A 17,618-nucleotide genomic window follows, 5' to 3' on the forward strand; every position below is an offset into this window, starting at 1 on the left:
CATCGTCGGGTGCCCTCGCCGGTGTCGGGGCGGCCTACGTCGTGGGCGAGGTCCTCGATGAGGTCTTCGACGGTGACGCGGGCGAGTCCGGAGGGCGGGATCGCGGCTGGTCTCGTAGGGCGGCTAGTTCGGCGCGGAGCGCGCGTAGTTCCTCCAGGACGAGGGTGTCGGAGGCCTGCTCGCGCTGTTCCAGGTGTTCGAGTTCGGTCTGCAGGTCGCCCAGGACCTCGGGTTCCATGGCGCTGACGGTGATGGCGATGAAAAGATTCAGGACCACGAAGGTCGAGAGCAGGATGTAGACGAAGAAGAAGATCCAGGCGTACGGCTGGATCGGCATGATGGCGCGGGCGATGTCGGACCAGCCCTCGCCGGTCATGATCTGGAGCAGCGTGAAGGCCGACTTGCTGAGGCTGCCGAAGTGCTCGGGGTCGACGGTGGCGAAGAGCTTCGTGGCCATGACGGCCGAGACGTAGAGGATCAGCGACAGCAGGCCGGTGATGGAGACGATGCCGGGGATCGCGGTCAGCAGGGCGGACACGACGCGGCGCATGCTCGGCACGACCGAGATGAGGCGCAGGGCCCGCAGGATGCGCAGCGCCCGCAGCACCGACAGCCCGCCGGAGGTCGGCAGCACGGCGATCGCGACGATGAAGGCGTCGAAGCAGCTCCAGCGGTCCTTGAAGAACGCGAGCCGGTGGGCGTACAGGCGCAGCGCGAGTTCGGCGCAGAAGACGCCGAGGGCGGTGTGGTCGAGCGCGTGCAGGAGCGTGCCGTAGCGGGCCAGGAGGTAGGGCGAGGTCTCGCAGCCCAGGGTCGCGGCGTTGAGCAGGATGACGGCGGTGATGAACCGCTGGGCGGCGCGGGAGTCGACGGCGGCGCCCACGCGGGCGCGGGCCGAGGCGGGGTGCGGTGCGGCCCCGATCACCGGGCGCGGGCATCGGGGACGAGCTGACGCGGCACGGACGTATCCCTTTCACGGATGCGGCGGACGAGTCGGAACGGCGATGGACGGCGCGGGGCGGGGCTCTGCGGAACGGGCCGCGGCACGGCGGGAAGGCCGTTGGGGAAGGGCGCGGGAATTCCGGGCGGCGGGGAAGGATCGCGGAGAAGGGCTGGGCGGAGTGGGAAAGCGGTACGCAGGGGACGTTAATTCGTGTCCCGAAGGCTGTCAACCATTTATGTCCTGACATGTCGCACAGGTAGCAGATGAATAGCCGACGCCCATTAGTATGAGTGGGAATTAGTGCGAAGAATGTCTTTTATGGCATTTGTCGACTCGGGCGGTCCGAGGCGATTCACTCCTCCAGGACGGGCATCTCCAAGGCGTCGTCCTTCCCCAGCAGCACCGCCCGGCTCAGCGCCGTTCGCCCGAAGCGGGCGCGCACCGCGTCCAGCGCGGGGTCCAGCGCGCCGGGGGGAACCGCTCCTTCGAGTGGCAGCGCGAGCTGCACCGCCGCGTCGGCGTGCAGCCCGCCGAGCGCCACCCCCAGCAGAGTGATCCCGCGCTCGCCGATCAGCGGCAGCGCCTCGCCGACCAGCCGCCGCACGGCGCGCAGGATCGCGTCGGTCTCGGCGGTCGCCTGCGGCAGGGAACGGCTGCGGGTGGCGCGCGTGTAGTCGCCGAAGCGCAGCCGCAGGGTGACGGTCCGGCAGACCCGGCGGGCCTTGCGCAGCCGCCCGGTGAGCCTGTCGACGAGGCCGAGCGCGATCACGTCGAGTTCCTCGGGCGTGCGCGGGCGGCGGCCCAGCGCGCGCTGGGCGCCCATCGAGCGCCGCCGCACCCCTGGCGTCACCGGGCGTGGGTCGCGGCCCTGGGCGAGGGCGTGCAGATGCCTCCCGGACGAGCCTCCGAGCACCGACACCAGCACGGATTCTGGCAGGGCGGCCACGTCCCCGACCGTTCGCACGCCCATCCCGCCGAGCCTGGCCGCGGTGATCGGCCCGACGCCCCACAGCCGCGCGACCGGCAGCGGGTGCAGGAACTCGCGCTCGCGATCGGGCCGGACCACGAGCAGGCCGTCCGGTTTGCCGACCCCGCTCGCGACCTTCGCCAGGAACTTCGTGCGCGCCACTCCCACGGTGATCGGCAGCCCGGCCTCCGTCCGGACGCGCCGACGCAGCCCCACCGCGATCTCCTCCGGCGTTCCGGCGATCTCGCGGAGGCCGCCGACGTCGAGGAACGCCTCGTCGATCGACAATCCCTCCACCAGCGGCGTCGTGTCCCGGAACAGCGCGAAGACGGCGCGGCTCACCTCGGTGTAGGCGGCCATCCGCGGTGGCACCACCACGGCCTGCGGGCACAGCCGCCGCGCCTGCCCGCCGCCCATCGCGGTGCGCACCCCGAAGGCGCGCGCCTCGTAGCTCGCGGCGAGCACCACCCCGCCGCCGACGATCACCGGCCGCCCGCGCAGCCGCGGATCGTCGCGCTGCTCCACCGAGGCGTAGAACGCGTCGAGATCGGCGTGCAGGATCGTCGCCCGCGCCGCCGTCCCGGCCGGATCATCCGTCCCGGCCGGGTCATTCGTTTCGAACACATCATCGGACACGAACACATGTTCGCATAAGATCGCCCCGGCCGGAAACCGGCCGGGGCGGGGAACGCGCAGGTCAGAGGTACTGGCCCATGGGGATGTCCGCCTGCTTGGCCGGGTTGTCCGGAAGGTCCTCCAGGAGCAGGCGCCGGACGTCCGAGGGCGTCTCCTCGGCGGTGATGCGCCGCGCCTGGAGCGAGCGGGCCCGGTCCAGGAGGTTGCGCATCAGGCGGGCGTTGCCGAAGGACGTGCCGCGCGGGGTGAGCCGGAGGATCTCCGCGAGGCGTGCCGGGATCGCCTCGTCGAGGGTCAGCCCGGCCTGCTCGGCCATGAACGCGAAGATCGCGATGAGGTCCTCGTCGGAGTAGTCCGGGAACGTGACGACCGTGGGGAAACGCGAGGCGAGGCCCGGGTTGAAGTCCAGGAACCGCAGCATCTCGCCCTCGTAGCCGGCGACGATCACCACGAGGTCCGACCTGTGCTCCTCCATGAGCTTGAGCAGCTCCGCGACGGCCTCGTGCCCGTAGTCCTGGTAGGAGTCCCCGGGGGTGAGCGAGTAGGCCTCGTCGATGAACAGGACCCCGCCGAGCGCCCGCTCGACCGCCGCGCGCACCCGCGGCGCGGTCTGCCCGATGTACTCGCCGACGAGGTCGGCCCGCGACACCTCCACGAGGTGCCCCGAAGAAAGCAGCCCCAGCTTGGCGTAGACGGCCGCGATGAGCCGCGCGATCGTGGTCTTGGCGGTGCCGGGGTTGCCGGTGAAGACCATGTGCCGGGTCGGCGAGGTGATCGGGATGCCCGCCTCACGGCGCAGCTTCTCGGCCTTGGCCTCGGCGACCAGGAGGTGCACCTCCTGCTTGACGGCGTCCAGGCCGATCAGCCCGTCGATGTCGGCGAGCGGGTCGCCCGGGAGGTCGATCCTGCCCATGGCGGCGAGGGTGCCGGGCAGGTCCTCCGGCAGGATCTCGTCGAGCGACTCGGTGTCGTCGACGACCCCGTCCTCCAGGACGCGTCGCGACTGGAGCGCGATGGCCCGGTCGAGCAGGCTCGTCATCAGGCGCGCGTTCGTAAGGCGCGGACCCGCCTTGACCAGCGAGCGGACCCGGTCCAGGACGCCGTCGGCGAGCGCGAACCCGCTCTCGGCGGCCTTGACCCGGAAGACCTCGACGAGTTCCTCCTCGCTGAGGTCCGGGAAGCGGACGATCTTGGTGAAGGAGCGCGAGAGGTCGGCGTCGCCCTTGAGCAGGCCGTTGATCGCCCCGTCCGGGCCGGACAGCACGACCACCAGCTCGTCGCCGTGCGCCTGGATCGAGGCGAGCAGGACGTCGAGCGCCTCGCGGTCGCGCGGGGACTCCGAGGAGCCGAGGGTGTGCGCGTCGGCGACCAGCAGCACGCCGCCGAGCGCCCGCTCGACCGCGCGGCGGACCTTCGGCCCGCTCTCGCTGGTGTACTCGCCCACGAGGTCGGCCCGGTCCACCTCGACGAGGTGGCCCGTCGGCAGGACGCCCAGCTCGGCGTAGATCCGGCCGAGGATCCGGGCGACGCGGCTCTTGCCCGTCCCGTGGTTGCCGGTGAAGACCAGGTGCCGGGGCCGCGCGGGCACGGCCATCCCGGCCTCGCGGCGCATCTTGGCGGCCTTGGCCTCGGCGACCAGCGCGGCGATCTCCCGCTTGACGGGCTCGATGCCGACGCAGGCGGCGAGTTCGGCCAGCGGGTCGACGGCCGAGGCGTCGCCGGGCACGAGGCGCTGCGGCAGGTCCTTGGCGGTGACCCGGCCGGCCCGGCGCGCCGCGGCGGCGGCCACGGCCTGGTCGGCGAGGAAGTCGACGAGGCGGGCGTTGCGGAGGTTCAGCATCGGCGGGGTGCGAGACAGCAGCACGCCCGCGGTGGCCGCGACGGTGCGGGCCACGTTCATCTCGCGGGCGCGCACGGCCCGCACGAACAGCTCGGCGTACTCGGCCTCGCCGAAGTCCCGCGTACGGGCCGCCTTCAGCGCCCTGGTCAGCCCGGGGTTGGCGGCGAACAGCCGCTCGTCGCCGCCCGGCCGGGCGAACGCCAGCACGTGCAGGTCCTTGTTGCGGGCCATGAGCCGGCGCAGCTCCTCCAGGACGGCGGGCCCGCACCGCTCATAGGACAGCAGCTTGTCCAGGTTCTCGATGACGAGGAGCTGGCGGCCGTCCAGGCACTCCTTGACGCGCGCCTGAAGCCACAGGACGCCGTCGGAGAGGGTGAGGGAGGGGAAGACCTGGTCGGACACCCACAGGGCCTCACGGATGCGTCCGGACTCGGCGAGGGCCTTCTCCAGCACTTCGGCGCCGGTGCCCTTGCCGGTGGCCTCGGGGCCGGCGACGAGGATCCGGACCGGTCCCTCGCCGTCCAGGGCCGCGCCGATCGCCTTGACGAGTTCGGGCTGGCCGACGAGGGCCTTGGCCGGGACGTCGTAGGGCTCGGGGAGGTCTTCCTCGGCGCCGGTGATGACGGGGACGTCGCGGCGGAGCCTGTCGGTGAGCGCGTTCGGCACCACGGTCCGGCGGCCGAACAGGCGCCGGAGGTCGGCCTGGAACCAGCGGACCGGCGTGTGCATCGCGGGGTGCGCGGCGGCCTCGGGCAGGCCCTGGGCGCAGCCGGTGACCCGGACGGCCATGTCCAGCCAGGCCCGGCAGGCGTCGGCCTCGCCGGCCACCAGCAGCCGCGACAGCCAGGAGCGCAGCCCCTGCTGCCAGGGCTCCACCGCCCATTCGGGCTGGAGCGCGGCCATCCGCTCGGTGACGTTCTCGTACCTGGCGGTGCCGAGCGCGATCGCGAGGTCGGCGGGCGGGACGCTCTGCCCGGCCTGGAGCAGCAGGCGGGCGAGGGCGGTCTCGACGGGGTCGGCGGCGATCGTGCCCGTCAGCCGCTCGTGGGCGGCGACGAACCCTTCGGCCGACCACTGGAGGTACCCGACGGTCCCGGCGAGCTCCGGCAGCAGCCCCAGCTCCTCGGGGGTCGCCCGGGCGGCCCAGATCCCGGCGAGCTCCCCGACGGGAACCTCCGCGTCCTGGGCGATCTGCGCGGGGTCGCGGCGGTCGTGCAGGGAGATGAGGGCACGGCGGCGGGCGTCCAGCGGCTCCAGGCCCTCGAAGACGTCGAGGGCCTCGCGGGCGAGGGTGAACATCAGCTCGCGCTTGGCGGGGTCGTTCGCCGCGGGGTCGGCGAGCCAGAGCGACGGGGGCCGCCACCGGCCCGACTGGCTGAACCAGGCGACGGAGTCGCGCACGGCGGGCTCGGGGTTGGCCAGGAACGACAGCAGCAGCTCGTAGTCCATGTCGCCGCGGATGCCCGCGCGGACCGCCGAGGCCCCCATCAGGAAGGTGATCAGGGAGAACAGCTCCGCGCCGAGGACGGAGGTGTCCTCGGCGTAGAAGCTGGTCAGCGACTGGGCGAGCTCCTTGCCCCGCTCGTCGGCCGCGAACGCCTTCGCCCGTGCGGTCAGTTCCTCGATGAGCCCGTCCGGCACGCGCCAAGGACCGTGCGCGTATACGTCGAAGACGGGCTCATCGGTGACCAGCAGTTCTAGGTGTTCAGGCAACCGGGGGATTGTCACCCTGCCAACCCTACGCCCGGTTCAGGGAGGTGTGGACGCGTGATAAGCGCTCGCCTGAAGCGTATAGAGATCGGCATAAAGTCCGCCATCGGACATAAGGCTGAGATGGTCCCCATGTTCTACGATTTCTCCCTTTTCTAGGACGTACACCCGGTCGGCCATCCGGACGCTGGCGAGCCGGTGCGTGATGAGAAGCACGGTCCGGCCCCGGGCATGGGAGCGGATCCGCTCGAAGAGGGCGTGCTCGGCCCGGGCGTCCAACGCGGCCGAAGGCTCGTCGCAGATGAGCAGGGGCTCGTCGCGGTAGAAGCCTCGCGCGGCCGCGAGCCGCTGCCACTGCCCGCCCGACAGCTCCGCGCCCCCGTCGAACCTTCGGTCCAGGAGGGTGTCGTAGCCGTGCGCGAGCTCCGCGATCACTTCGTCCGCTCCGGAGGCCGCGACGGCGGCGTCCACCGCGTCCGCCACGTCCGGGCGGCCCATGATCACGTTCTGCCGGGCGGTCATGGGCCAGTGGGTGTGGTCCTGCGCCACGACCGCGATGCGCTCGCGCAGCTCCTCCGGATCGACCTGGGACAGCGGCACCTCGTCCCACAGGACCCGCCCGGACTGGGGGAAGTAGAGCCCGGCGAGGATCTTGGCGAGCGTGGTCTTGCCCGAGCCGTTCTCCCCGACCAGGGCGACGATCTCGCCTTGCCGCAGCTCGACCGTCACCCCGCGCAGGGACGGGGCGTCGGCGCCCGGATAGGTGAAGGTCACGTCCTCGGCCTTGATCACCCCGAACCTGGCGGGCGGGGGGACGGGGTCGTCCTCCAGCACCGGCAGGCGCGTCTCGGCGATCGCGCAGAACCTGAGGTAGTCCGCGAAGTACAGGCCCTCCTCGTAGCACCGGTTGACGGCGTAGACGAGGTTGGCCAGGGACGTCCGGCCCGTCCTGATCGCCAGGACGGCGGCTCCGGCGACGGCCAGGGGCACCGCGCCCCGCCACAGCAGGAGGCCGAGGGCCACGTACACCAGGGCTCCGGCGAGCCCTTGGAGGGCGTCGCCGAGGACCCGGGTGACGGTCTGCCTCCGGGTGAGGTCGAGTTCGACGTCCCTTTCGTGGGTGGCCAGGTCGTGGTACTGGCGCAGCAGGAGGTCGCGGACGGTGAAGGAGCGGACCTCGGCGGCCTGCACCCGGTTGGTCATGAGATCCGACAGGATGCCCCTGCGCCTGCGGCTCGCGACCAGGGTCAGGATGGTGATGTAGCGCATCCGGGCCGTCCGGACCGAGGCCCAGGCCAGCGGCACCGCGGTGAGCAGCAGCAGCGGCAGGAGCAGCGGGTGCAGCACGCCCAGGGCGCCCGCCGCGGCGATGACGCCGACGAGCCCGGTGATCAGGTCGATGGTGTGCCGGACCATGGTCGGCGCGGCCATCATCCCGCGCAGTTCGGCCCGCTTCATGTCGTCCAGGAAGTCCGGGTCGTCGAGGGCGGCGAGGTCGATCCCGGTGCTCAGCCGGTACAGCCGCATCTCGACGATCCGCTCGATCTGCGGCTCCAGCCGGGCCTGCGCCCAGCCCGCGCCAGCCTGGAGCGCCCCCTGGAGGGCGAAGGCGGCCGCCACGAGCAGCAGCGAGGGCAGCGCGTCGCGGACCCTGTCGGGGGTCGGCCCGGCGGAGAACAGGGCGGTGAGGACGCCCGTGGTGGCCAGCAGGCCGAAGGCGGTGAACAGGCCCGCGACGATGTTCAGCCCTACGGCGACGGCAGTGTCGCGCCGGTTGGCGCGCCAGGCCAGGGCCATCGCCTGGCCGATCAGGGCGGGTAGTCTTCGGGCGACCTGGCGCACCCCGGTCTGGGCGAGTTCGGCGGTGTGCGCGGTCCAGCGGTGCTCGGAGAGTTTGGGCTGAGCAGGGAGCTTGGGCTGAGCAGGGGACTCCGGCTGCGCGTCGGGCTCGGGCGGGCCGGCCGGGGAGGCGGGGGTTTCGGGTTTCGGCTGCTCGGGAGATCGCGGTCGGATCCGCATCGTCCTCCTGACTTCCGGTGCGTGTCCTCAGAGTGTCACCCGCCGGAGTGACGCCGATCGTGTCGCGTCGTACGGAAGAGGGTCATGTAACCGATCCGCCAGGTCGATGCGCGGAGTTCGCCCGCTCTCATACCTTTGGACCAGCACAGACCACCGGAGGAGACCGCAGATGGTGTACGCGCCCCCGTCAACGGCCGAAGAGCCGCAGCCCCCGCGCCGCCGCCGCGGCCGCAAGCGCCGGATCGGAGTCGCCGTCCTGGTCGTGCTCGCCGTCCTGCTGGGGGTCGGATACGTCTCCCTGGACGGCCGCCTCCAGAAGGAGGAGGCCCTCCCGGACTACGCGGGCAGGATCGAGGACACTCCCGGGACGAACTGGCTCATCGTCGGCTCCGACAGCCGTGAGGGCCTGACCGCGGAGGACCGCAAGAAGTTCAAGACGGGCAAGGCCGAAGGCAAGCGCACCGACTCGATCATGCTGCTGCACTACGGCGACGGCGGCACGACGCTCATGAGCATCCCGCGCGACTCCTACGTGGAGATCCCCGGCAAGGGCATGAACAAGATCAACGCCGCCTACGCCTTCGGCGGCGCCGCGCTGCTCGCCCAGACCGTCGAGAAGGCGACCGGCATCTACATCGACCACTTCGCGGAGATCGGCTTCGGCGGGTTCGTCGGGGTCGTGGACGCGGTCGGCGGCGTGGACATCTGCGTGAAGAAGCGGCTGAAGGACGTCAAGGCGGGCCTGAACCTCAAGAAGGGCTGCCAGACGCTCGACGGAGGCCAGGCGCTCGGCTACGTGCGGACCCGGCAGTATGCCAACGGCGACCTGGAGCGGATCAAGAACCAGCGGGAGTTCTTCTCGGCCCTGATCGAGAAGGCCACCTCGCCGGGCACCCTCCTCAACCCGTTCCGGAGCATCCCGCTCGCCTGGAACTCCACGGGCAACTTCACGGTGGACGAGGACGACTCCCTGCTGAACCTCGGCCGGATGATGTGGGCCATGCGGGGGCTCACGGGCGGTGACGGCCAGACGCTCAGTGTGCCGTTCGGCAGGTTCGGATCAGGCGCGGTGGGAAGCTACGTCGTATGGGACGAGGCCAAGTCCAACGCCCTCTTCGACGCTCTTCGTAAGGATTCGCCTGTTCCGGACGGCCTCAAGTGATTTTTTAACATTGCGGGTGGGGTAACCGGCTACGCACGGGGCATCACTCCGGGTGACCGTGTGTGGACCGAAGGTGTGGTTAGTCATGATCAAGAAGTATCTGAAGTGGGGCAGTATCGCGTTCCTCGTCTGGTACGTCGTCAATCGACCGGACGGTGCCGCCGGTGTCGTCCAGGGGACGCTCAACGGACTCGGTGGCGCAGCGGACTCGCTCTCGACGTTCATGACGAGCGCCATCCCCTAGCGCGACGTATTCGACAGGGCCCCGGGATCTTCGGATCCCGGGGCCCCCAACATGCGTTCTACGTCTTACGATGGGCCCGGAAACGGGTGGCGAAGTAGCCACACGAAAGTCTCTTTGCGGACATCCATCGGTGGGCACAACTGAATCGGGTCAGTCGTGTCACAGCGTACTTAGGGACGGCACGCATGTTGAACAATAGGAACGTCCGACTGTTGGCGATCGCCTTCGTGGCGTTCTACTTGCTGAGCCAGCCCGCGGCCGCGGCCGAGGTGGTGAACAACGCGTTCTCGGCGGTCGGGGACGCCGGCACCCAGCTCGCCACGTTCGTCAACAGGCTGGGCACCTGACACCCCCTACCCCCGACACCTCGCCATCCGGGTGGGGATCCGTAAGATCGCCGCATGAGTGCTCTCGATGTGGAGATCGGATCCCTCCAGGATGGACCGGCCGATCTGGCCCGGTACAAGGGCAAGGCCGTGCTCGTGGTCAACGTCGCCTCCAAGTGCGGTCTCACCCCTCAGTACACGGGGCTGGAGGAGCTCCAGAAGAAGTACGCCGAGCGCGGCTTCACCGTCCTCGGCGTGCCCTGCAACCAGTTCCTCGGGCAGGAGCCGGGCAGCGCCGAGGAGATCGCCTCGTTCTGCTCGACGACCTATGGCGTCACCTTCCCGCTCACCGAGAAGGTCGAGGTGAACGGCCCGGGCCGTCACCCGCTGTACGCCGCCCTCGTCGACACCCCCGACGCCACCGGCCACACCGGCGACATCCGCTGGAACTTCGAGAAGTTCCTCATCGCCCCGGACGGCTCCGTCACCCGCTTCTCGCCGCAGACCGAACCCGACGACGACGCCCTGGTCGCCGCCGTCGAGAACGCCCTGCCCGCCTGATCGTTTCCCGCGCCCCGCAAACCCTTGCCGTCTTTGGACGCGCGGTCTAGGTTCGCGTCTCAGGAGTGATCGAGCGCTTGGTCGGTCGCTCCTGAGGCGAAGGAGCGGCGGAACATGGGCTGGACGGCGGCGGACATCCCCGACCTCGGGGGCAGGCGGGCGATCGTCACCGGGGCGAACAGCGGGATCGGACTGAAGACCGCGCTGGAACTCGCGCGCCACGGCGCGTACACGGTGCTGGCCTGCCGGAGCAAGGAGCGCGGCGAGGCCGCCGTCGCCGCGATCGGCGCGGCCGTGCCCGGAGCCCGGGTCTCGTTGGCGATCGTCGACCTCGCGGACCTCTCGTCCGTGCGGACGTTCGCCGGGGAGCAGGCCAGGGAGCCGCTGGACCTCCTCGTCAACAACGGCGGGGTCATGGCGATCCCGCGCGCGCTCACCGTCGACGGCTTCGAGCGGCAGTTCGGCACCAACCACCTCGGCCACTTCGCGCTGACCGGCCTGCTGCTGCCCGCGCTGCTGCGGCGCGAAGGCGCCCGGGTCGTCACGGTGACGAGCCTTATGGCGAACGCGGCGCGCGGCCTCGACTTCACCGACCTCCAGGGCGAGCGCAGGTACTCCAAATGGCTCGCCTACGGCCGCGCCAAGCTCGCCAACCTCGTGTTCGCCAAGGAACTCGACCGAAGGGTCCCCGGCGTCGCGAGCCTCGCGGCGCATCCCGGCTACGCCGACACCGAGCTCACCGCGAACTCCGCCAAGTCCAGCGGCAGCCGGGCCGAGGCCGTGACGTACACCCTCGGCAGGATCCTCGCGCAGTCCGGCGCGGCGGGCGCGCTGCCGACGCTGCGCGCGGCCACCGATCCCGCGGCGCGCGGCGGCGAGTGCTACGGGCCCCGGCTGATGGCGCGCGGCGCCCCCGTCCGCACCGCGCTGCACCCGCGCGGCGACGACACCGAGTACGGCCGCCGGCTGTGGGAGGTGTCCGAGGATCTGACGGGGGTGCGCTATCCCTGAATGATTCGTCGTCAATGGCGCAGATCACGCAATGATCTGTGGGTGGAACGCAGCATCGGCGCATTGGTTCGCGACCGCGGTGCTTTCTACAGTTGCGTCATGACTGATTACCTCATGTGTCGACCCACCCATTTCGACGTCACCTACACCATCAATCCCTGGATGGATCCCGCGCGCGGAGCCGACCCCGCCAGGGCCGTCGCGCAGTGGGAGGCGCTGCGCGAGGTCTATCTCGGGCTGGGCCATACCGTGCGGCTCATCGAGCCCGAACCCGGCCTTCCCGACATGGTGTTCGCCGCGAACGGCGCGACGGTCGTCGACGGCCGCGTGTACGGCGCGCGTTTCGCCCACCCCCAGCGCGCGGCGGAGGGCCCGGCTTACGAGGCCTGGTTCCGGGCGAACGGCTACGCCGAGGTGCTGAGCGCCCGCGAGGTCAACGAGGGCGAAGGCGACCTGCTCACCCTCGACGAGGTGATCCTCGCCGGAACGGGCTTCCGCACGACCGTCGCGGCGCACCGCGAGGCCGAGGCGTTCCTTGGTCGCCCCGTCTTGACGCTGCGCCTTGTCGACCCGCGCTTCTACCACCTGGACACCGCCCTGTTCACGCTCGGCGGCGACAACGTCTGCTACTACCCGGGAGCCTTCGCCCCCGAAAGCCTCGACCTGCTGCGCGAGCGCTTCCCCAAGGCCGTCGAGGCGTCCGAGGCCGACGCCGTCGAGTTCGGCCTCAACGCGGTCTGCGACGGCGTCCACGTCATCCTCACGGCCGCCGCGGCGGGCCTGGCGCGCACCCTCGAATCACACGGCTACCGCCCGATCCCCGTCGACCTGACCGAGCTCCACAAGGCCGGCGGCGGCCCCAAGTGCTGCACCCTGGAACTACGCCCCTGACACACACCTGGGACCGCCCAGGCAGCCGCTCCTTGGGAGCCGTGTTCCCGTTGCCGCTCCTTGGGCGGGCGGGGTCAGCGGGGGTAGGTGCCGCGCGAGGTGGGCCAGGCGGGCGGCGGCGTGCCGGGCGCGGGGGCGGGTACCGGCCTGGGGACCGGCGGGATGGGCCGGGCGGCTGCGGGAGAGGCGGCGGGGGAGGCGATGCGGTGGGCCAGGAGAAGGGCGGTCGCCATGGGGAGGGCGAGGAGGAGGACGCCGCCGGGCACGGCCGCATACGCGCCTGAGGAGACGAGGACCGCGGCGAGGAACACGCCCACGGCGGCTCCGGCGCACATGAGGAGGTCCGCGAGCCCCTGGACGGACGGGCGCAGGTCGACCGGCACGGACTCGGTGAGCAGCGCCGACCCGGCGACGAGCGCGCAGCAGCAGCCGACGCCGAGCAGCACCAGCGCCACCCCGGACTGCACGACCGCTTCGGACCCGGCCAGCCCGGCGGTGAGCGCGGCGAGCACCAGCAGGACCTGCCCGCCCAGCAGCACCGGCACGTGCCCGAACTGGTCCGCGCACCACCCGATGAGCGGCGACAGCGCGTACAGGCCCGCCAGGTGCAGGCAGAGGACGATCCCGAGGTCCACCGCGTCGGCGCCGCCCAGGTCGAGGTGCAGGGACGTCGCCGTGAGCAGGGCGAGGCCCGCGGTCTGGCCGACCGTGAGGGCCGCGACGGACACCCGCGCGCTGGGGGAGCGGCCGAGGACGCCGAGCGCCGTGCGCAGCGACCGTTCGGGCGCGATCGCGCCGCGCGCGCTGCCCTCGTGCGCGACCTGCAGCGGGTCGGGGCGCAGCCCGGCGAACACGCCGAAGGCGGCCATCACGAAGACGACGGCGGCGAGCGCGTAGACGCCGAGGTCGCTTCCGCCGTCGCCCGCCTGCCCGGCTATGAGCGGCCCGGCGACCGACCCCCCGGTGGCGGCCCAGACGACGATGCTGAGGTCGCGTGCGGAGTGTCCCGGACGGGAGAGGTCGGTCGCGGCGAAGCGGGCGGCAAGACCCGCGGTGCTCGCGCCGCCGAGCAGCACGAGCCCGCCGAGCAGGAGCCGCCAGGACCCGGCGGAGGCGGCGGCCGCGGCGACGAGCGCGCCGAGCGCACCGCAGGCGTACCCGAAGGCCAAGGCGGGGCGGCGACCCCGGCTCGCGGCGAGCCGGGCGACGGGCACCGCCACCAGCGCCGCGCCGAGGAGCACGCCCGCCTGGGCCAGGCCTGCCGAGACCCCGCCGCCGGACAGGTCCCGGACGGCGAGCGCGCCGGCGGAGGTCCCGGCGGCGACGCCGATGCCCGCGACGACCTGGACCAGAGTGAGCGTGAGGAGCACCCGGCGCTGGACGGCGGCGCGGTAGGCGGCGAGCTGGGACGTCCATGCCCTGCCGGAACGTGTGGTCATCGGCGCACACCTTGGTGTCGAAGATCAAGTGTCGGGGATATGGTGATCAAGAATGTGGAATTATCCAGAAAAAAGATGATCTGCCCAGCGAGTGCGCGTCAGCATAGTGACGAAGGGTCACGACGCGCGAGTGTTCGTCTGCTGTTTTCTCCTCCGGTTCCCGCCTGCGGCCTATCGGTCGTCCCGGTTCGTCACCCTCACGACCGTGAAGGTGGCAATCGTGGCGGAATCATTCCTGCCGAGGGTGAACGGTGTGACCAATTCGGTCTGCCGAGTCCTCGAACACCTCGAAGCGCGCGGGCACGAGGCGCTCCTCATCGCCCCGGCCCCCGGCCCGGACTCGTACGCCGGAACCCCGGTGGAACTGGTGCCGGGACTCTCCCTGCCCGTCTACAAATCGTTCGTCCTCGGGATCCCCGGCCGGCGCGTCGAGCACGCCCTGCGCACGTTCCAGCCGGACGTCGTGCACCTGGCCTCCCCGGTCGTCCTGGGCGCGGCGGGCGCGACCGCCGCGAAGCGGCTGGGCATCCCGTCCGTCGCGGTCTTCCAGACCGACGTCGCCGGGTTCTTCCGCGGCTACGGCTTCCGCGGCACCGACGCGGTGCTCTGGTCGTGGCTGCGGCGCGTCCACGCCAAGGCCGACCGGACCCTGGCCCCCTCCAAGCCGACCCTTCAGGACCTCACAGAGCGCGGCTTCCCCCGGCTCGCCCTGTGGGGCAGGGGAGTGGACCAGGACGGCTTCCACCCCGACCACCGCCGCGCCGAGACCCGCGCGGAACTCGCCCCGAACGGCGAGGTCCTCGTCGGGTACATGGGCCGCCTCGCCCCGGAGAAGCAGGTGGAGCTGCTCACCTCGCTCGACGGGCTGCGCGGGGTCCGCGTCGTCGTCATCGGGGACGGGCCGGCCGAGGAGAGCCTGCGCAGGCTCCTCCCGGACGCGGTCTTCACCGGATTCCAGAGCGGCCCCGACCTCGCCCGGCTGCTCGCCAGCCTCGACATCTTCGTGCACACCGGGGCGAACGAGACCTTCTGCCAGGCGCTCCAGGAGGCCCTCGCGTCCGGGCTCCCCGCCGTAGCGCCCGCCGCCGGAGGCCCCCTCGACCTGATCCGGCCCGGAGTCGACGGGCTGCTCTTCAAGCCCTCCGACGGCGCGGCCCTGCGCGCCGCCGTCGCCTCCCTGGCCGCCGACGCGCCGACCCGGGAACGGATGGGCCGCGCGGCCCGGCAGTCGGTCCGCGCCAACACCTGGGAAGCCGTCTGCGACAGGCTCCTCGGCCACTACACCGAGGTCATCTACGGCACGGGGGCCGACCGTGCCGTCGCGTGAGGCCCGGATCGTCGTCTCCGTGCACGACGTGGCGCCCGCGACCGCGGACGCCACCGAGACCTGGCTCACCGACCTCGAAGCGCTCGGCGTCCCCGCGAGCCTCCTGGTCGTCCCCGGGCCGTTCGCCGGAGGCCCCGGGCTCGCCGACGCCCCCGCCCTCGTCCGCCGCCTGCGCGCGCTCGACGGCCCGCATGAGATCTCCCTGCACGGCCTCACCCACGCTCGGGTACCGGGCGGCGCGCCTTGGCGGCAGTGGGCCAACAGCGTGCTCGCGCGGGGCGCGGGCGAGTTCTGCGCGCTCGACGCGGGAGAGGCCAGGCAGCGCCTCACCTCGGGCCTGGCGATCATGGAGGAGGCGGGCCTGCGCGTCGAAGGGTTCACCCCGCCGGGATGGCTAGCCTCACCCGGCACCCGCGACGCGCTCGCAAGGCTCGGTTTCGGTTACTGGACCAGCCAGACCGGGGTCCACGACCTGCACCGCCGCCGCGTCCTGCGGATCCCCGCCCTCTCCCACCGGCCCGGCGGAACGGGCGAGCGGACCGGCGCGGCCCTCATGGTCCGCGCGGCGCGCGCCCTCGCTACCTCCGGGCGGTCGCTGCGCATCGCCCTGCACCCCGCCGACCTCGGCCGACCTGGCCTGCGGGAGGCGGCGCTGACCGCCATAGACGGCGCATTGCGGGCCGGAGCGCGGCCCGTCACCTACCGCGCGCTCATCGCATGAGAATCGTCCAGCTCGCCAACCTCTACAGCCCGGTGTCCGGAGGACTCCGCACCGCCGTCGACGAACTCGGCAGGGGCTACGCCAAGGCCGGGCACGAAAGGTTCCTGGTGCTGCCCGGCCCCGGAAGGAGCCGCCGGGAGACCGAGGCCGGCACCGTGATCACCGTGCCCGGACCGTCCGTGGCGCCCGGCTACCGGCTCGTCCTGGACCCGCGCCCTGTGCTGCGCGCCCTGGACGAGATCGGGCCCGACTCCGTCGAGGTCTCCGACAAGGCGACCCTCACCGTCGCGGCCCGCTGGGCCCGGCGGCGCGGAGTCCGCTCGGTGCTGTTCTCCCACGAGCGGCTCGACGCGATCCTCGCCCCGCGCGTCCCATCCTGGGTGGCGCTCGACAGGGGAGCCGACCTGTGGAACCGAAGGCTCGCCGGAGCCTTCGACACCGTGGTGGCCACCTCCGCGTTCTCCGCCGCCGAGTTCCGCCGGATCGGCGCGCCGTCCGTCGCGCTGGTCCCGCTCGGCGTGGACCTGGACACCTTCCGGCCTCGGCCTGCGCCCCCGCATAAAGGGGTCCGCCTCGTGCTGCTGGGGCGGCTCTCCAAGGAGAAGCACCCAGGGCTCGCGCTGGCGACCCTGCGGGAACTGCTCGCCCTGGGCCATGACGCACGGCTCGACGTGATCGGCGACGGCTCCCTCGGCCCCGCCATGCGCCGCGCCTCCGCCGGGCTGCCTGTGGAGTTCCACGGGCACCTGGGGGTGCGCTCGGAGGTGGCCCGGCTGCTCTCCACCGCCGATGTGGCGCTCGCCACCTGCCCCGTCGAGTCCTTCGGCCTCGCCGTGCTGGAAGCGCTCGCCTGCGGCACACCCGTCGTGTGCGCCGACGCGGGCGCGGCCCCCGAGCTGATCGCCCCCGGCGCCGGCGAGGCGGCGGCCCCGGACGGCGCGGCCTTCGCCGCCGCCGTCGAGCGGCTGCTCGCCGTCCCCATGGCGCAGAGGCGGGCCGCCGCCCGCGCGCGAGCCGAGCGCTACCCCTGGACGACGGCCGTGCGCGGCCTCCTTGACGTCCACGGCGGGGGCGGGGACTGATCGCGCGGGGACGGCGGTAGTGTCAGGGACGTGAAACGGTTCTTCACACCCGGCTGGCTGGGCATCCACCTCATCGCGATCGTGCTGTTCGTCGCGTTCCTCGCGTTCGGCTGGTGGCAGTTCGAGCGGGCGCAGGCGGGCAACGCGCGAAGCTGGGGCTACACCTTCGAGTGGCCCCTGTTCGCGGGCTTCGTCATCGTCATGTGGGTCAAGATGATCCGCGACGAGCTCAAGGCCGCCACGCAGCCCCCGGCAGACCCCGACGCCCCGGTCGTGCCCGTCCGCGTCCTCACCGAAGCCCAACTGATCAAGGAAGCCGAAGCGGAGAACCCCGAGCTGGCGGCCTACAACCGCCGTCTGGCCCGGCTCGCCGCGCAGAATCGGCGCTAGAAGGGAAACCCTGTGGAAGCGGCCATCACCCGGTACCGCGTGCTCGCGACCGTCGTCGGCATCATGCTGCTCCTGCTGTGCTTCGTGGCCGTTCCGCTGCGCTACTTCTGGGACATTCCCGAAGCGTCCGGGATCATCTCCCCGATCCACGGCTTCCTGTACATGGTCTACCTGGTCGCCTCCTTCGACCTCTACAGCAAGGCAGGCTGGCCCCTCAAGAAGATGGCCCTCATGGTCTCCGCCGGCCTCATCCCCTTCCTCGCCTTCTACATCGAGCGCAAGATCGTCTCCGACGCCCGAGAGACCCTCTCCACCCAGGCCGTCGCCAAAGCCTGACGCCTCCGCCGCA

The 17,618-nt window shown here is 72.0% G+C and carries 16 protein-coding genes; 11 read left to right on the forward strand and 5 right to left on the reverse strand.

Annotated elements, in window-relative coordinates; translation table 11 throughout:
- Positions 1 to 34 precede the first annotated feature (34 nt).
- From ACYVOM_RS39040 to ACYVOM_RS39055, 4 genes are all read right to left on the reverse strand, one after another.
- Positions 35 to 925 (reverse strand): ion transporter, encoded by an 891-nt coding sequence (locus ACYVOM_RS39040; RefSeq protein WP_460308659.1) that lies wholly within the window; start codon positions 923 to 925, stop codon positions 35 to 37.
- A 370-nt stretch (positions 926 to 1,295) separates the two neighbouring features.
- Complete coding sequence (gene dinB, locus ACYVOM_RS39045; RefSeq protein WP_460308660.1) at positions 1,296 to 2,546, reverse strand: DNA polymerase IV; 1,251 nt, start codon at positions 2,544 to 2,546, stop codon at positions 1,296 to 1,298.
- Between the two features lie 61 nt (positions 2,547 to 2,607).
- Positions 2,608 to 6,099, reverse strand: coding sequence for an AAA family ATPase (locus ACYVOM_RS39050; RefSeq protein ID WP_460308661.1), 3,492 nt, complete (start codon positions 6,097 to 6,099; stop codon positions 2,608 to 2,610).
- 36 nt (positions 6,100 to 6,135) lie between these two features.
- The gene (locus ACYVOM_RS39055) at positions 6,136 to 8,115 is read right to left on the reverse strand and encodes an ABC transporter ATP-binding protein (RefSeq protein ID WP_460308662.1); all 1,980 of its coding nucleotides are present in this window, start codon (positions 8,113 to 8,115) and stop codon (positions 6,136 to 6,138) included.
- Positions 8,116 to 8,284: 169 nt separating this feature from the next.
- On the opposite strand from ACYVOM_RS39055, the gene ACYVOM_RS39060 reads away from it, so the two are divergent.
- From ACYVOM_RS39060 to ddaH, 6 genes are all read left to right on the forward strand, one after another.
- A complete protein-coding gene (locus tag ACYVOM_RS39060; protein ID WP_460308663.1) occupies positions 8,285 to 9,277 on the forward strand; it encodes an LCP family protein in 993 nt (330 codons plus the stop codon).
- Positions 9,278 to 9,362: 85 nt separating this feature from the next.
- Positions 9,363 to 9,521 carry a hypothetical protein gene (locus tag ACYVOM_RS39065; protein WP_170201682.1) on the forward strand — a complete coding sequence of 53 codons (159 nt, stop codon included), beginning with the start codon at positions 9,363 to 9,365 and terminating at the stop codon, positions 9,519 to 9,521.
- Between the two features lie 212 nt (positions 9,522 to 9,733).
- On the forward strand, positions 9,734 to 9,868 hold the full coding sequence (locus tag ACYVOM_RS39070; protein ID WP_460308664.1) for a hypothetical protein: 135 nt from the start codon (positions 9,734 to 9,736) through the stop codon (positions 9,866 to 9,868).
- 54 nt (positions 9,869 to 9,922) lie between these two features.
- Complete coding sequence (locus ACYVOM_RS39075; protein ID WP_460308665.1) at positions 9,923 to 10,408, forward strand: glutathione peroxidase; 486 nt, start codon at positions 9,923 to 9,925, stop codon at positions 10,406 to 10,408.
- Positions 10,409 to 10,522: 114 nt separating this feature from the next.
- Positions 10,523 to 11,419, forward strand: coding sequence for an oxidoreductase (locus ACYVOM_RS39080; protein WP_460308666.1), 897 nt, complete (start codon positions 10,523 to 10,525; stop codon positions 11,417 to 11,419).
- A 99-nt stretch (positions 11,420 to 11,518) separates the two neighbouring features.
- Positions 11,519 to 12,310, forward strand: a complete 792-nt coding sequence (ddaH, locus tag ACYVOM_RS39085; protein WP_460308667.1) for a dimethylargininase — start codon at positions 11,519 to 11,521, stop codon at positions 12,308 to 12,310.
- A 74-nt stretch (positions 12,311 to 12,384) separates the two neighbouring features.
- Here the strand turns inward: ddaH and ACYVOM_RS39090 are convergent, their stop codons facing one another.
- A complete protein-coding gene (locus tag ACYVOM_RS39090) occupies positions 12,385 to 13,749 on the reverse strand; it encodes an MFS transporter (protein WP_460308668.1) in 1,365 nt (454 codons plus the stop codon).
- A gap of 253 nt (positions 13,750 to 14,002) precedes the next feature.
- Between ACYVOM_RS39090 and ACYVOM_RS39095 the strand changes: the two genes are divergently transcribed.
- Genes ACYVOM_RS39095 through ACYVOM_RS39115 form a run of 5 tightly spaced genes read left to right on the forward strand, consistent with a single transcriptional unit; the run spans position 14,003 to position 17,605 of the window.
- Positions 14,003 to 15,076: a glycosyltransferase family 4 protein gene (locus tag ACYVOM_RS39095; protein ID WP_460308669.1), complete on the forward strand. Its 1,074-nt coding sequence runs from the start codon at positions 14,003 to 14,005 to the stop codon at positions 15,074 to 15,076.
- Complete coding sequence (locus ACYVOM_RS39100; RefSeq protein WP_460308670.1) at positions 15,063 to 15,797, forward strand: DUF2334 domain-containing protein; 735 nt, start codon at positions 15,063 to 15,065, stop codon at positions 15,795 to 15,797. Before ACYVOM_RS39095 ends, ACYVOM_RS39100 begins: the two co-directional genes overlap by 14 nt.
- Positions 15,794 to 16,879 (forward strand): glycosyltransferase, encoded by a 1,086-nt coding sequence (locus ACYVOM_RS39105; RefSeq protein ID WP_460308671.1) that lies wholly within the window; start codon positions 15,794 to 15,796, stop codon positions 16,877 to 16,879. Before ACYVOM_RS39100 ends, ACYVOM_RS39105 begins: the two co-directional genes overlap by 4 nt.
- Before the next feature lie 30 nt (positions 16,880 to 16,909).
- Positions 16,910 to 17,269: a hypothetical protein gene (locus tag ACYVOM_RS39110; protein ID WP_460308672.1), complete on the forward strand. Its 360-nt coding sequence runs from the start codon at positions 16,910 to 16,912 to the stop codon at positions 17,267 to 17,269.
- A 12-nt stretch (positions 17,270 to 17,281) separates the two neighbouring features.
- Positions 17,282 to 17,605, forward strand: a complete 324-nt coding sequence (locus ACYVOM_RS39115) for a DUF3817 domain-containing protein (protein WP_460308673.1) — start codon at positions 17,282 to 17,284, stop codon at positions 17,603 to 17,605.
- Positions 17,606 to 17,618: the final 13 nt, after the last annotated feature.

Source organism: Actinocorallia aurea, from assembly GCF_054783995.1.

What these genes read in the sequence shown, in the direction of transcription:
- ACYVOM_RS39090 (WP_460308668.1), bottom strand. Translation starts at nt 13,749, where the DNA reads ATGACCACACGTTCCGGCAGGGCATGGACGTCCCAGCTCGCCGCCTAC.
- ACYVOM_RS39075 (WP_460308665.1), top strand. Translation starts at nt 9,923, where the DNA reads ATGAGTGCTCTCGATGTGGAGATCGGATCCCTCCAGGATGGACCGGCC.
- ACYVOM_RS39105 (WP_460308671.1), top strand. Translation starts at nt 15,794, where the DNA reads ATGAGAATCGTCCAGCTCGCCAACCTCTACAGCCCGGTGTCCGGAGGA.
- ACYVOM_RS39080 (WP_460308666.1), top strand. Translation starts at nt 10,523, where the DNA reads ATGGGCTGGACGGCGGCGGACATCCCCGACCTCGGGGGCAGGCGGGCG.
- ACYVOM_RS39060 (WP_460308663.1), top strand. Translation starts at nt 8,285, where the DNA reads ATGGTGTACGCGCCCCCGTCAACGGCCGAAGAGCCGCAGCCCCCGCGC.
- ACYVOM_RS39065 (WP_170201682.1), top strand. Translation starts at nt 9,363, where the DNA reads ATGATCAAGAAGTATCTGAAGTGGGGCAGTATCGCGTTCCTCGTCTGG.
- ddaH (WP_460308667.1), top strand. Translation starts at nt 11,519, where the DNA reads ATGACTGATTACCTCATGTGTCGACCCACCCATTTCGACGTCACCTAC.
- ACYVOM_RS39055 (WP_460308662.1), bottom strand. Translation starts at nt 8,115, where the DNA reads ATGCGGATCCGACCGCGATCTCCCGAGCAGCCGAAACCCGAAACCCCC.